We start from the raw sequence: 13,746 nt of genomic DNA, 5'->3' as shown, positions 1-13,746 counted from the left end.
TCCGAAGAGGGTGCGGCCATGAGAAAGCTTCTGCTTCTGCTGGCCGTCGTCCTTGCGAGTTGCGCGTCCGTTGCGGCGGACCCGCGCTACACGGTGGTGAAGGTCGACCTTCGCACCGAGAAGCTCGCGCTGTTCCTGAACGACGACACGGGCGTGGCGTTCAAGCGCTTCGACCGGCTGGATGCGTGGCTGAAGGCGCATGACAGGCAACTCGTCTTCGCGGTCAACGCGGGCATGTACCACGCGGACTTCTCCCCGGTCGGCCTCTTCGTTCGCGACGGCCGCGAAGAGTCGCCGCTCAACCTGGCGAGCGGCACCGGCAACTTCTTCCTGAAGCCGAACGGCGTGTTCCTCGTCACCGACGACGGGCCCCGGGTGATCGAGTCTTCGGAGTACCCGGCGGTCGCCAAGCGCGGCGGCGTGCGCCTTGCCACGCAGTCCGGCCCGCTGCTGCTGCGCCATGGCGTGCTGCACCCGGCGCTCCTTCCCAACTCCGACTCGCGCAAGATCCGCAACGGCGTCTGCGCATCGGGCCGCACGGCGATCTTCGTGATGAGCGAGACGCCGGTGAACTTCCACGATTTCGCGGTGTACTTCCGCGACGTGCTGCACTGCCGCGATGCCCTGTACCTGGACGGCACCGTCTCGGCGCTGCACTCCAAGGCATTGGGGCGAAGCGACTTCGTGCGCGACCTGGGGCCGATACTCGGCGTGGTGTCGCCATGAATCCATCGGCGGCCCCTTGTGTCTTTACTTTCGAATCCTGTCGCTGAGCCATGTCCACACCGCTGCCCATCCTGTCCCTCCTCGAAACCCGCGTGCTCGGCGTGCTCGCCGAAAAGCAGCGCACCGTGCCCGACAGCTATCCGCTCACGCTCAATTCGCTGGTCTCGGGCTGCAACCAGAAGACCAGCCGCAACCCGGTGCTCGAACTCACCGAGTCGCAGATCCAGTCCGCCATCGACAGCCTGAAGGGCTACAGCCTCGTCGCGGAAAGCAGCGGCGGCCGCGCATTCCGCTACGAACACAACATCGACCGCGTGCTGCGCATTCCCTCGCAGTCCGTGATCCTGCTCACCGTGCTGATGCTGCGCGGGCCGCAAACGGCCGGCGAACTGCGCATCGCCTGCGACCGCATGCACAACTTCGCGGACATCTCGTCGGTCGAAGGCTTTCTGGACGAGCTCTCGGAGCGGCCGGCCGGTGCGCTGGTGGTCAAGCTGGCGCGGCTGCCCGGGGCGCGCGAAAGCCGCTGGGCGCACCTGCTGAGCGGGCAGCCGGCGGAAGAGGTCGCGGGGCCGGCCGGCGCATCGGGCGACGGTTCGTACGCATCGCACGATGCATCGCTCGGTGAAGTTGCGGCGCTCAAGGCCAACGTGGCTCGGCTCGAGGCCGAGCTGGCAACGCTGAAGGCACTGGTCGCGCGTGTGTGTTCGGAGCTCGGGATTTCCGACGCGGGCTGACCCGTTCCGGTTTTGCGTTGGGCCTGAACTGCGTTATCTTGCGCAGCGAATGACACCGAAACTCTCGCTGATGCTGACCGGCGTCGCCGTCCTGGCCGGCGTGGCCGTCGCGCTGATGGTGCTCTCCCTTCTTGTCGCCGCGCTGCTTCCGCGAGGGCATCGCGCCGCGGATGCACTCAGGCGATTCGCCGCGTTTGTGCCGTACCTGGCGGTCGGCGCGGGCATGTCGGTATATGCCCTCGGCTTTCTCGCGTTTCTCGTCCTCTTTCCCATCCTGACGATTTTCTTTTCATGAAGTACGACTGTCCGCATTGCAGGAAGCCGGGCATCACCGGCCTCGCCAAACGCTGGTCCAACCGCGCCGCGCCTGCGACGTGCGAAGCCTGCGGCGGCCTTTGCCATGTGCTTGCGAGCACTGCCAGCGGCATCTGGGCAGCAGGGGCCCTGATCCTCGTGGTCTCGCTGATCGCCGCGCTCGGCTGGCCGTCGTCCTATTCCTCTGTGGTCTTCCTCTGCGGGCTGGTGCTGGCCGTGGCCTGCAACCTGCGCGCATGGAAGCGCGCGAAGCTGTGGCCGATCTCCAGGGAGAGCGCGGCCCACGCGACGACCGCGAGCTGGTTCATCACGGGCATCGCGGTGCTTCTCGGGCTTTCCTGACGCGCGCGGCAGCGTCGATGTCTACCCCACCGGCTCCGGCCGCACCGGCACGTCCACGCTGACCTTCACCGGGTCCATCGTCACCAGCGTGCGAAAGCGCTTGACGTTGTTGCTCTGGAAGAAAAGCTTCCGGCTCAGCGTCGTGTACTGCGCCATGTCCTGCACGACCAGGATCAGGATGAAGTCCCACTCGCCCGTCACGTAGTAGCACTGCTGCACCTCTGGGCAGTCCCTGAAACTCTGTTTCATCGCATCGAGCAGGTCGATGCGCTCGCTCTCGACTTCCACCTCGGCCACGATGGACAGCGGATGGCCCAGCGCGGCGGGCGCGAGCACCGCGCCGTAGCGCTGGATCACCCCGTCGTCGCGCATGCGCTTGAGCCGCCGGTTCACGGCCGCCGTCGACAGGTGGATGCGCTCGCCCAGTTCGCTTTGCGACATGCGGCTGTTGGCCTGGATCAGCTCCAGCAGGCGAAGGTCTTGGGCATCGAGAGGGGGCATGGCGGCGTGTGACGCAAAAACGTTGCGTCGAAGGGCCCGATTTTGCGTGCCTGTATCGCCGCATTGTCAATAGCATCGCGCCATGAAATTCCCCGACGAACCCCTGCGCGACCAGCTCTCGGGTTGGCGCCGCCAATTGCACGCGATGCCCGAGACCGGTTTTGAGGAGGCCAGGACCTCGGCCTTCGTGGCCGGCGTGCTGAAGGCGCTGGGCCTGGAGGTGCACACCGGCATCGGCGGCACGGGGCTCGTCGCGAACCTGAAGGTGGGCAGCGGCAAGGGCGTCGTCGGCCTGCGCGCCGAGATGGACGCGCTCAACATCGCCGAGGTGCCGACCGACCGCCCCTACGCCTCGGCCACCCCCGGAAAGATGCACGCCTGCGGCCATGACGGCCACATGTCGATCGTCCTGGGCGCGGCGCGGCTGCTGCGCGAGCGCCAGGATTTCGACGGCACCGTGCGCTTCATCTTCCAGCCCGCCGAAGAGCACGGCCGCGGCGCGAAAGCCATGATGGACGACGGCCTTTTCGCGCGCTTTCCGGTCGACGAGATCTACGGCCTGCACAACATGCCCGGCATGCGCGCGGGCACGATCGCCACGCGCGCGGGCGGCCTCATGGCGAGCGAGGACAACTTCGTCATCCACGTGAAGGGCCGCGGCACGCATGCCGCGCGACCGCACATGGGGATCGACCCGATCGTCATCGGCGCGCAGATCGTGCTCGCGCTGCAGGCCATCGTCTCGCGCACGCTCGACCCGGGCGCGCAGGCGGTGGTCTCGTGCACCGAGTTCATCACCGACGGCATCCGCAACGCGATTCCGTCGAACGTGATCATCAAGGGCGACACGCGCAGCTACGACCCCGAGGTGCAGAAGATGCTGGCGGCGCGCATGCGCGAGATCAGCGAAGGCATCTGCCGCATGCACGGCGCCGGGTGCGAATTCACCTACACGCACGAGTTCGCGCCCACGGTGAACTGGGCCGAATGCATGCCCGTCGCCGTGGCAGCGGCCACGGCCGTGGTGGGGGCGGAGAACGTCGATGCCAACGTGGCGCCGATGATGATTTCCGAGGACTTCGGCGCGTTCCTGAAGGTGGTGCCCGGCGCCTTCGTGTTCCTGGGCAACGGCGCCGAGGGTGCGCCCGGCGGCACGCCGCTGCACAACGGCAGCTACGACTTCAACGACGAGGTGCTCGCGACGGGCGCCCGCTACTTCGCGGAAATCGTCCGCCTGCGCCTTCCGCGCTGACCGACAAGACAACCCCTTTTTCTTTTTTCCCCATGCTGGTCATCAACAAGAACGCCACCCGCGGCGCCTACCCCGGCGAGCTTCGCGACATCCTCTGCATCGCCGAGGCCCGGCGCACGCGCGCCTGGCTCTCGCGCTGGCCGTTGCTCGCGCCCGAGCCCACGCCGCTCTGGCAACTGCCCGACATGGCGGAGGAACTGGGCGTGGCGGGCATCTTCGTGAAGGACGAATCCAAGCGCTCGACGCTCGGCAGCTTCAAGGCGCTGGGCGCGCCGGCCGCGCTCGTGCGGCTCGTTCTTCGGGCCCACCCCGCGTGGGACCCGGTGGCCGTGCTGCGCGGCGCGCATGCGGCAGGGCTCCGGTCGCTGGTCGTCGTCAGCGCCACCGACGGCAACCACGGCCGCGCGCTGGCTGTGGCGGCGCAAAGCATCGGCGTGCGCTGCGTGATCGTGCTGCACCGGCATGTGAGCGTGGAGCGAGAAACCGCCATCGCGGCCTTCGGCGCGGAGATCGTGCGCATCGAGGGCAACTACGACGACTCGGTCGCGCATGCGGCCGCATTGGCCGAAAAGAACGGCTGGCAGGTGGTCTCCGACACCTCCTACGCCGGCTACGAAGACATTCCGCGCGACGTGATGCAGGGCTACGGCATCCTGGCCGACGAGGTGATGGAGCAGCAGGAGGGCATGGCGATGTTCTCGCACGTGATCCTGCAAGGCGGCGTCGGCGGGCTGGCCGCGGGCGTGGCGAGCTACCTGTGGGAGCAGTACGGGGAGAAGCGGCCGACCCTCATCGTCGTGGAGCCGCGCCAGGCCGATTGCCTGCTGCAGAGCGCGATCAACGGCCACGCATCGAATGCCACCGGCAGCGTCGACTCGGTGATGGCCGGCCTTGCCTGCGGCGAGACCTCGCCGCTCGCCTGGCGTTTCCTGGCGCCCTCGGTCGATGCCTTCCTCACCATCGAGGACGGCGACGCCGTCGAGGCGATGCGCCTCTTGGCGCGGGGCTCGGCGCACGACAGCCCCATCGTGAGCGGCGAATCGGGCGCGGCGGGCATCGCGGCGCTGCGCGTGCTCACGCTGTCGGACGACCTGTGGCGAAAGGTTCGCCTCGACGTGCGCTCCAAGGTGCTGCTGATCAGCACCGAGGGCGCGACGGCACCCTCGGTGTACCGCGACCTGGTCGGGCTCGATGCGGACGAGGTCCTGCGCGGGCAGCGCGCGCCGGTGCGGCTCTAGTTCGTCAGGCTGCGTTCCAGCCGAAGAAGCGCAGCACTTCGTCGCGCTGCTTCATCGCATCGGCCCGCCCGAGCGCCATCAGCTCGCGCGTGTAGCCCGACTCGAACAGCAGGTAGCTCGCGAGCGCGCCGCCCTTCACGTCGGCCGCGGCCTTCGAGCCGCCCAGGAGGTGCCGCACCGCGCCGGGCAGCGAATCCACGTGGCGCGCCGCGATCACGTCCAGGCGCTCCGAAGGCGAGATCACCAGCAGGTCGAGCGGGCGCAGCGCGCTCGACGCGCGCACTTCTTCGGGAATCAGCCCCAGCGTGTGGTTGATGCGGCGCAGCCGCTCGATGTCCACCGCCAGCGCATCGAGAAAGATGCTGGAGAGCGCATGGCCCGCGATCTGCGCCATGGTCGGGTAGCCGCTGTGCGTGTTGGGCGCATCGGTCTCGCGCGGCTCGTGCATGCGGCCCGCGCCGATCACCAGGATGCGCTCGGCGCCCAGGTGGATCGCCGCTGCGATGGGCGCCGACTGGCGCATCGAGCCGTCGCCGAAGTATTCGGTGTGGCCCTGCATCGGCAGCGCGGTCGCCGGAAACACGAAGGGAATCGCCGAGGACGCGAGCAGGTGGTGGTGCGTGATGCGGTCGCGCACCGACAGGCGCTGCGAGCGCACCCAGGGCTCCATCGGCACCGCGGCCTCGAAGAAGGTGACGTGCTCGCCCGAGCTGTAGCTCGATGCGGTCACCGCCAGCGCCTTGACATGGCCTGCTTGCATGAGCTGCGGCAGGCGATCCAGCGGCACCATGCGCTGCAGCAGGTCGGCCAGCGGCGCGTTGTCCAGCAGCGACTTGGGCTTCACGCGCATCCAGTTGGCCGCGAAGCGCCCGAACCCCAGCAGCATGCGCCAGCGCGCGCCGCTGCCGATGACCGAGAGCGAATCGGCGCGGTACACCTGCTCTGCGCGAAAGCTGCGCCAGACCTCGGCGATGTGCGCCACCACGTGGTCGAAGTCGTCCGCGCCGCAGGCCAGCGCCGCCGCGTTGATGGCGCCGGCCGAGGTGCCGGTGATGACGGGAAAGGGGTTGCCGGTACCGGCGGCCGGGCCGGCGGCGCGTCGCATTTCGGCAATGGCTTCGAGCACGCCGACCTGGTAGGCCGCCCGTGCGCCGCCTCCGGTGAGCAGAAGGCCGGTGGCGGGGCTTGTCTCTGTCATTTTGGTTATTGGCAGGCTGTTCGGTGAGGGCTTGGGGAGCACCTTAGACTACCCGCCATTCAGGAGTTTGATCAATGGCCATCACCCAAGACGCGATCATGGGCGCCCTCAAGAGCGTCGCAGACCCGAACACCCACAAAGAATTCGCGGCCACCCGCTCGCTCAAGAACCTCCAGGTCGCCGACGGCGACGTGTCGTTCGACCTCGAACTCGGCTACCCCGCCAAGAGCCAGCATGCGGCGATCCGCAAGGCGCTCGTGGCCGCAGCCAGGACCGTGCCGGGCGTGGAGAACGTGTCGGTCAACATCGTCACCAAGGTCATCAGCCACGCGGTGCAGCGCGGCGTGCAGCTGATGCCCAACGTGAAGAACATCATCGCGGTGGCCTCGGGCAAGGGCGGCGTGGGCAAGAGCACCACGGCGGCCAACCTGGCGCTGGCGCTGGCCGCGGAAGGCGCAAGCGTCGGCCTCCTGGACGCCGACATCTACGGCCCCAGCCAGCCCATGATGATGGGCATCGAGGGCCGCCCCGACAGCCCCGATGGCAAGACCATGGAACCCATGCAGCGCCACGGCGTGCAGGTGATGTCCATCGGCTTCCTGGTCGACCAGGACCAGGCCATGATCTGGCGCGGCCCCATGGCCACGCAGGCGCTGGAGCAACTGCTGCGCCAGACCAACTGGAAGGACCTGGACTACCTCATCGTCGACATGCCCCCCGGCACCGGCGACATCCAGCTCACGCTGAGCCAGCGCGTGCCGATGACGGGCGCGGTGATCGTCACCACGCCGCAGGACATCGCGCTGCTCGATGCCAAGAAGGGCATCAAGATGTTCGAGAAGGTCGGCGTGCCGATCCTGGGCATCGTGGAGAACATGGCGGTGCACATCTGCTCGAACTGCGGGCATGCCGAGCACATCTTCGGCAGCGACGGCGGCAAGAAGATGGCGGCCGAATACCAGATGGACTACCTGGGCGCGCTGCCGCTGGACATCAAGATCCGCCTGCAGGCCGACAGCGGCGCGCCCACCGTGGTGGCCGACCCCGAGGGCGAGGTGGCCGGCATCTACAAGGCGGTGGCACGCCAGGTGGCCGTGGGCATCTCGGAGAAGGCGAAGGACTTCTCGTCGAAATTCCCGACCATCTCGATCAGCAAGAACACCTGAACCCGGACGCGCGTTTGCCTTTGATTCGCCCGGTTGTGTCTGAGATGCGCCGATCGGAGGGCCGGGAATGAACCTGCTCGCTTCGATGCGCTACCTGGTCGCCCTGAGCGAGCACAAGCATTTCGGCCGCGCCGCGCAGGCCTGCCACATCACCCAGCCCGCGTTGTCGAACGCGCTGCGGGCGCTGGAAACCGAGTTCGGCGTGGTCATCGTCAAGCGCGCCCGCGTCTACGTGGGCCTCACGCACGAGGGCGAGCGCGTGCTGGCCACGGCGCAGCGCATGCTGCGCGACAACGAGGTGCTGCTGCAGGAGCTGCGCAGCGACGTGGACAACCCGCACGGCCGGTTGCGCATGGCCGCCGTGCCCACCGCCATCCCGATCCTTTCGCGCTTCGCGGCCATGCTGCACCAGCGCCACCCGGGCATCGTGCCGGTCGTGCTGTCGATGAGTTCGCAGGACCTGGAGACCGGCCTGGAAAGCCTCTCCATCGACCTGGCCCTGGGCTACACCGAGCGCATGCACCTGCCGGGCATCAAGCTCACGGCCTGGCCGCAGAGCGTGGAGCACTACTTCCTGCTGCGGCGCGCCGAGACGCCTTCGGCGGACGAGCTGCACATCGGCCAGCCGATCACCTGGGCCGAGGCGGCCAGGCAGCCCCTGTGCCTGCTCACGACCGACATGCACAACCGCGCCATCATGAACCAGGCACTGCGCGAGTCCGGCGTGCCGGTGGCGCCCGCCATCGAGACCAACTCGGTGCTCACGCTCACGCTGGCCGTGAGCGCGGGCACCGTCAGCAGCGTGCTGCCGGGCGCGATGGTCGCGGCCGTGCGCAGCCACCGCGAGCTGGAGGCGCTGCCGCTGGTGGCGCCCGAGGTGCGCACGCCCATCGGCTTCATGACGCAGGACGGCGTGCGCTCTTCGCGCGCGCTCGATGCGGCGCTGGCCTTCCTGCAGACGCCCGAATGGGCCGAGCAGGTCCGCCTGCACAGCGGGACGCTCGGCGGCGACTGAGCGCCCATCCCGCGCCGGGCATTTAGTTATTGAATCGGCCCATGCGCCGATCGAATTTGACGGCGTGTAAAACGTTCAGACACACTCCGCGGCCCGGATTCAACACAAAAGTTACAGGTCCGGCGAACAAGGAGAAATATGGCAGGCTCAACTGCGGGCGTTCTCGATGGAGAGCGCATGGCTGGAGAAGGGGTGCAGCAGCAACCCGGCTTCCTGGATAAAGAACGCATCATCGCGGGCCCCGGTTTCAACCGCTGGCTGGTTCCCCCGGCCGCACTGGCCATCCACCTGTGCATCGGCATGGCCTATGGCTTCTCGGTGTTCTGGCTGCCTCTGTCGAAGGCGCTGGGCACCGCCGGCCACGGCGCGCAGGCCTGCGCGAAGGAGATGAGCTTCTTCGCCGAACTCTTCGCCACCCACTGCGACTGGCGCGTGGCCACCCTCGGCTGGATGTACACGCTGTTCTTCGTGTTCCTGGGCTGCTCGGCGGCGCTCTGGGGCGGCTGGCTCGAACGGGCCGGTCCGCGCAAGGCCGGCGTGGTGTCGGCTGCGTGCTGGTGCGGCGGCATGCTGCTGTCGGCCGTGGGCATCCACCTGCACCAGTTCTGGCTGATGATCCTCGGCTCGGGCGTGATCGGCGGCATTGGCCTGGGCCTTGGCTACATCTCGCCGGTGAGCACGCTGATCAAGTGGTTCCCCGACCGCCGCGGCATGGCCACCGGCATGGCCATCATGGGCTTCGGCGGCGGCGCGATGATCGGCTCGCCGCTGGCGGTCGACCTGATGAAGCGCTTCTCCAGCGCCACCGACGTGGGCGTGATGCAGACCTTCGTCGTGATGGCGCTGGGCTACTTCGTCTTCATGATGGCCGGCGCGCTCGGCTACCGCGTGCCGCCCTCGGGCTGGAAGCCCGAAGGCTGGACGCCGCCCCCGGCGCAGACCGGCAACGCCATGATCACGCAGCGCCACGTGCACGTGAAGAAGGTCTGGGGCATTCCCCAGTTCTGGCTCGTGTGGCTGGTGCTGTGCATGAACGTGAGCGCCGGCATCGGCGTGATCGGTATCTCCTCGCCGATGCTGCAGGAAGTGTTCGGCGGCGCGCTCGTCGGCGTGTCGCAGAAATTCGGCGAGCTCGACAAGGTGCAGCTCGCGGCGATCGCCGTGGTGGCCGGCGGCTTCACGGCGCTGCTGTCGCTCTTCAACATCGGCGGGCGCTTCGTGTGGGCCAGTCTCTCGGACAAGCTGGGCCGCAAGCTCACCTACACGGTGTTCTTCGTGCTGGGCGCGATCCTGTACGCGAGCATTCCCTCGTCGGCCGGTGCGGGCAGCAAGCTGCTGTTCGTGGGCGCGTGCTGCATCATCGTGTCGATGTACGGCGGCGGCTTTGCCACGGTGCCGGCCTACCTGGCCGACCTGTTCGGCACGCAGTTCGTGGGCGCCATCCATGGCCGCCTGCTCACGGCATGGGCCACGGCCGGCATCCTCGGCCCGGTGGTGGTGAACTACATGCGCGAGTACCAGCTGGGCCTGGGCCTGCCGCGCGAGCAGGTCTACAACCAGACCATGTACATCCTCGTGGGCATGCTGGCCATCGGCTTCATCGCCAACCTGCTGGTGCGCCCGGTGGCCGACAAGCACTTCATGACCGAGGCCGAACTGGCCGTCGAGAAGAAGCTCGCGCACGAAAAGGCCTCGGCCGCCGAAGTGGGCAGCGGCTCGGGCGGCGCCGACACGGTGAGCCCGGTCTTCGTGATGCTGGCCTGGGCGGCGGTGGGCATTCCCCTTGCCTGGGGTGTCTACAGGACGCTCGGCAGCGTGGTGAAGTTCTTCAACTGACCGCTTCGCCTTTGTAGCGGCTCATTCGGCAAACACCGCGGAACCGGCTTTGCCGGGCCGCTGGTGTTGCCCCCTGCAAGGGGGTTGGCGAAGCGACACGAAGTGCGCGAAGACTGGGGGTTAGCGACCAGGTTTTGCGGCGAACACCTCGATCGCCGCCAGCCTTGCCACCGACCGGCCCGGCTTGCTGTCGCCGGTCACCACCAGGCGCGCCATGCCGCTCCGGCCCAGCGGCGCGCCGTTCACGCTGTAGGCCACGATCGCGGGCCGGTTGCCGAACTCCGGCGCGATTTCTCCCAGCGCCACCACCGCCCGATAGCCATCGGTGCCGGTGACCAGCGCATACATCGAGAGCATCGGGTTGTGCAGGGCCGTGTCGGGCTTCAGGCCGACCGCACTGTCGTTCAGCAGGGTCCACAGGCTCACGCCGGTGTAGGTGTTGCTGCCGACCGTTTGCGTGATGGGCGGCAGCGCCTTCAGCGCGGCGAGGTCGAAGGTGGCGCGGCGGGCGACGGCGCCCGACACGGTGAAGCTGGGCGACTCGCCTGCGCTGGCGGCTGCCGTTGCCGCTGCCGCTGCCGTTGTGGGAGCGGGAGCGGCACCGGCCGGCGCGCCGCCGGGCGCCGCGCAGCCCGCGAGCACCGACAGCAGGGCCGCCACCACGGCAGCGCCGCACAGCCGGCGCGGGAACAACGTTCGATCTTTCACGGGGACTCCTCGTTTCCCGAAGGGGACGCTGTATTTATTCTTGCATGACGGCGCCGTGCGGCCGCGGGCGGACAATGGCGGCCCCGCATGGTTTACCCTTCGCGCCAAGATGAAATCCAAAGTCCAGTTCCGCCTGCGCGTCTATCGGGACGACACCATCGCCATCGGCCCCGGCAAGATCGCCGTGCTCGAGGCCGTGGCCGAGACAGGTTCGATTTCTGCCGCGGCCCGCCAGCTGGGCATGTCGTACCGCCGGGCCTGGATGCTGGTCGACGAGATGAACAAGGCCCTGACCTCGCCCGCGGTGAACACAGCCGCCGGCGGCTCGCGCGGCGGCGGCACGGCGCTCACGCCGGTGGGCGAGGAAATCGTCAAGCACTACCGGGCCATCGAGAACGCCGCGAAGCTGGCCACGGCCGCCGACATCCGCGCGCTGACCCGGTTGCTGGCCCCATGAGCGACGCGCCGGGCCGCCCCAGGCAAGCTCGCTCCCGCTGGGCCGGAAGGCGCGCAGCGCCAAGGGTGCGCCAATGACTTCGCCCGCCGACCCGGTCGTCTGCCGCCCCGTCGGCCTGGTGCGCAGCCGCTTCACCGAAGCCACCGGCATGCCGATCCAGACGGCCGGCGCACCCGACGAGCCGGGCCGCCTGGAGGTGTTCGCCGAGTTCGCGCCGGGCCTTCGGGACATCGAGGGCTTCGACTACCTGATCCTCATCACCCACTTGCACCAGTGCGCGCACGAGCGGCTGGAGGTGGTGCCCTTTCTGGACAACGAATCGCACGGCGTCTTCGCCACGCGCGCGCCGGCACGGCCGAACCGGCTGGGCCTGTCGATCGTGCGGCTGGTGTCGGTGGAAGGCACGACGCTGCACTTCAGCGGCAACGACATGATGGACGGCACGCCGATACTCGACATCAAGCCCTACGTGCCGCGCTTCGACGTGCGCGAGACCGGGCGCATCGGCTGGTTCGGCGCCAGGCTCGATCAGCTGCCGGGCATCCGGTCCGACGGCAGGATGGGCTGATCGGGCGGGGGCTGGAGGTTGTCCGGGCCCGCCAGGTCGTTGCCCTGCCAGCACGACCACACATCCTGCGAGAGCGTCTCGCGCGCCTGCGGCGGCGCTTCCGCGATGGTGCCCACGCTGATGAATCCCGCCAGGTATTCACCGGGCTGCACGCCGACCTGCCGCACCAGCGTTTCGTCGAAGCAGCGCTCGCCGCTCAGCACGATCGCGCCGTAGCCCAGCTGGTGCGCCGCGGCGAGGATGTTGCCCAGCGCCGCGCCCGCGCAGAGCCACTGCTCCCGGCCGGGGATCTTGCTGCGCTCGCGCGGCGACACCACGAACCCCAGCAGCAGCGGCGGCCGCGTGGCGTGTTCGCGCGCACGCTTCAGGTCCGAGGGGCTCGCGAGCGGATCGCGCCTCAACTTCTCCTGTTCGAAGCACCAGGCCAGCGCCTCGCGGTTCTGCGCACGGAACTCGATCACCCGCCACGGATGCAGCCCGCCGTGGTCGGGCGCGCGCAGGCCCGCCTGCAGGATGCCGTCGAGCTCGTCGGGGTTGGGGCCGGGCTGCTGCAGCCGGCGCGGCGACACCGAGCGCCGGGTCAGCAAAACTTCGAGGATGCGTTCCGCACCCGTCATGTGCCGCCACATCGCAGTCATTGCTCCTGGCGGTCGACCCACACGGCCTTGCGGCGCAGCACCTCGCCGATGTCGCGCGCATCGGCCTCTGCGACGAGGAAGGACTGGCTCTCGCCCCCTGGGGCGATGATGTAGATCACGAAGCTGTCGGAGTCCATCGCGCGTTCGATGCGCCATTCCTGCACCTGCGTCACGTGCCGAAGCTCCGGCCTGCCGGAGATCGAACGGACGACGGTGTCGTGGAGTGAGAGGCGCATGGGCTTGCAGGTGTGCAACGCTATGTTCACCAGTATATGAAGACTGCGCGATTCGCGCACCCCCGTGAGAACCTTAGGGCTCACCGTGTAACAATCGCGCCGTATTTTCATGAACACGACGAGCTCACTCATCGCCACGACCGACTGGTCGCCCCTGGTCCTGTCGCTCAAGGTCGCCGCGGTCGCGACCGTGCTGGCGCTGATCGCGGGCGTGGCGCTGGGCTGGGTGTTCGCGCGCAAGCGCTTCTTCGGCCACACGGTGCTGGAAGCCGTGTTCATGCTGCCGCTGGTGCTGCCGCCCACCGTCATCGGCTACGCGATCCTTGTCGCGGCCGGCCGCCGCAGCCCGCTGGGCGCGTGGCTGCGCGAGCACCTGGACTACACCATCATCTTCAGCTGGCACGGCGCCGTGGTGGCCTCGGCCGTGGTCGCGCTGCCGCTGGTGCTCAAGTCGGCCAGCGCCGCCTTTTCGAACGTCGACCGATCGCTCGAAGCCGCGGCCAGCACGCTGCGGCAGTCGCCGTTCTCGGTGTTCCTGCGCGTGACTCTTCCGCTCGCATGGCCCGGCATCCTGGCCGGCACGCTGCTCGCGTTCGCGCGGGCCATGGGCGAGTTCGGCGCCTCGCTGATGGTGGCGGGCTCGATCCCCAAGCAGACGCAGACGCTCTCGATGGCCATCTACGACGCGGTGCAGGCCGGGCACGACGACCTCGCGCTGCTGCTGGTGATCGTGACCTCGGTGCTGTCGATCGTCGTGCTGGTTCTGTCGAACCGCTTTTTCTCTCTTCGCTGATTCGTTCCTCTCTTCAATAA

At 68.4% G+C, this 13,746-nt stretch carries 17 protein-coding genes; 12 read left to right on the top strand and 5 right to left on the bottom strand.

Annotated elements, in window-relative coordinates:
• Positions 1-18: 18 nt before the first annotated feature.
• The 4 genes from BM133_RS21465 to BM133_RS21450 are packed head-to-tail and all read left to right on the top strand — an operon-like array spanning position 19 to position 2,120.
• A complete protein-coding gene (locus BM133_RS21465) occupies positions 19-726 on the top strand; it encodes a phosphodiester glycosidase family protein (protein ID WP_093438093.1) in 708 nt (235 codons plus the stop codon).
• 50 nt (positions 727-776) lie between these two features.
• Positions 777-1,463 (top strand): YceH family protein, encoded by a 687-nt coding sequence (locus tag BM133_RS21460; RefSeq protein WP_093438089.1) that lies wholly within the window; start codon positions 777-779, stop codon positions 1,461-1,463.
• Positions 1,464-1,512: 49 nt separating this feature from the next.
• Entirely contained in the window at positions 1,513-1,758 is a 246-nt protein-coding gene (locus BM133_RS21455) for a hypothetical protein (protein WP_093438087.1), read from the top strand.
• A complete protein-coding gene (locus tag BM133_RS21450; protein WP_093438084.1) occupies positions 1,755-2,120 on the top strand; it encodes a hypothetical protein in 366 nt (121 codons plus the stop codon). The genes BM133_RS21455 and BM133_RS21450 overlap by 4 nt, the downstream gene beginning before the upstream one ends.
• 21 nt (positions 2,121-2,141) lie before the next feature.
• Here BM133_RS21450 and BM133_RS21445 read toward each other — a convergent pair whose 3' ends face one another.
• Entirely contained in the window at positions 2,142-2,621 is a 480-nt protein-coding gene (locus BM133_RS21445; RefSeq protein ID WP_093438081.1) for an Lrp/AsnC family transcriptional regulator, read from the bottom strand.
• An 82-nt stretch (positions 2,622-2,703) separates the two neighbouring features.
• Between BM133_RS21445 and BM133_RS21440 the strand changes: the two genes are divergently transcribed.
• A complete protein-coding gene (locus BM133_RS21440) occupies positions 2,704-3,873 on the top strand; it encodes a M20 aminoacylase family protein (protein ID WP_093438079.1) in 1,170 nt (389 codons plus the stop codon).
• Positions 3,874-3,905: 32 nt separating this feature from the next.
• Complete coding sequence (locus BM133_RS21435; protein ID WP_093438077.1) at positions 3,906-5,111, top strand: diaminopropionate ammonia-lyase; 1,206 nt, start codon at positions 3,906-3,908, stop codon at positions 5,109-5,111.
• 4 nt (positions 5,112-5,115) lie between these two features.
• Here BM133_RS21435 and BM133_RS21430 read toward each other — a convergent pair whose 3' ends face one another.
• A complete protein-coding gene (locus tag BM133_RS21430) occupies positions 5,116-6,309 on the bottom strand; it encodes a patatin-like phospholipase family protein (RefSeq protein WP_093438075.1) in 1,194 nt (397 codons plus the stop codon).
• 74 nt (positions 6,310-6,383) lie between these two features.
• Between BM133_RS21430 and apbC the strand changes: the two genes are divergently transcribed.
• From apbC to BM133_RS21415, 3 genes are all read left to right on the top strand, one after another.
• Positions 6,384-7,475: an iron-sulfur cluster carrier protein ApbC gene (gene apbC / locus BM133_RS21425; RefSeq protein WP_093438072.1), complete on the top strand. Its 1,092-nt coding sequence runs from the start codon at positions 6,384-6,386 to the stop codon at positions 7,473-7,475.
• Between the two features lie 67 nt (positions 7,476-7,542).
• Positions 7,543-8,490, top strand: a complete 948-nt coding sequence (locus BM133_RS21420) for a LysR substrate-binding domain-containing protein (RefSeq protein WP_093438070.1) — start codon at positions 7,543-7,545, stop codon at positions 8,488-8,490.
• Between the two features lie 177 nt (positions 8,491-8,667).
• On the top strand, positions 8,668-10,326 hold the full coding sequence (locus BM133_RS21415; RefSeq protein WP_177224899.1) for an OFA family MFS transporter: 1,659 nt from the start codon (positions 8,668-8,670) through the stop codon (positions 10,324-10,326).
• Positions 10,327-10,446: 120 nt separating this feature from the next.
• On the opposite strand, the gene BM133_RS21410 is transcribed toward BM133_RS21415, so the two are convergent.
• Positions 10,447-11,034 (bottom strand): molybdopterin-binding protein, encoded by a 588-nt coding sequence (locus tag BM133_RS21410; RefSeq protein ID WP_143100175.1) that lies wholly within the window; start codon positions 11,032-11,034, stop codon positions 10,447-10,449.
• 109 nt (positions 11,035-11,143) lie between these two features.
• Between BM133_RS21410 and BM133_RS21405 the strand changes: the two genes are divergently transcribed.
• Positions 11,144-11,491 carry a winged helix-turn-helix domain-containing protein gene (locus tag BM133_RS21405; RefSeq protein WP_093438061.1) on the top strand — a complete coding sequence of 116 codons (348 nt, stop codon included), beginning with the start codon at positions 11,144-11,146 and terminating at the stop codon, positions 11,489-11,491.
• Between the two features lie 73 nt (positions 11,492-11,564).
• The gene (gene tsaA, locus BM133_RS21400) at positions 11,565-12,059 is read left to right on the top strand and encodes a tRNA (N6-threonylcarbamoyladenosine(37)-N6)-methyltransferase TrmO (protein ID WP_093438059.1); all 495 of its coding nucleotides are present in this window, start codon (positions 11,565-11,567) and stop codon (positions 12,057-12,059) included.
• Here the strand turns inward: tsaA and BM133_RS21395 are convergent.
• Together BM133_RS21395 and BM133_RS21390 are read right to left on the bottom strand one after the other, a co-directional pair.
• The gene (locus BM133_RS21395; RefSeq protein WP_093438056.1) at positions 12,020-12,697 is read right to left on the bottom strand and encodes a nitroreductase family protein; all 678 of its coding nucleotides are present in this window, start codon (positions 12,695-12,697) and stop codon (positions 12,020-12,022) included. The genes tsaA and BM133_RS21395 overlap by 40 nt on opposite strands.
• Positions 12,694-12,933 (bottom strand): hypothetical protein, encoded by a 240-nt coding sequence (locus tag BM133_RS21390; protein ID WP_093438268.1) that lies wholly within the window; start codon positions 12,931-12,933, stop codon positions 12,694-12,696. Before BM133_RS21390 ends, BM133_RS21395 begins: the two co-directional genes overlap by 4 nt.
• A gap of 109 nt (positions 12,934-13,042) precedes the next feature.
• On the opposite strand from BM133_RS21390, the gene modB reads away from it, so the two are divergent.
• Complete coding sequence (gene modB, locus BM133_RS21385; protein ID WP_093438053.1) at positions 13,043-13,726, top strand: molybdate ABC transporter permease subunit; 684 nt, start codon at positions 13,043-13,045, stop codon at positions 13,724-13,726.
• Positions 13,727-13,746: the final 20 nt, after the last annotated feature.

Origin of the sequence: Variovorax sp. 770b2 (assembly GCF_900115685.1) — a bacterium.
GTDB lineage: Bacteria > Pseudomonadota > Gammaproteobacteria > Burkholderiales > Burkholderiaceae_C > Variovorax.
Note: the sequence above shows the minus strand (reverse complement) of the source record. Positions and strands in the feature narration are given on the sequence as shown.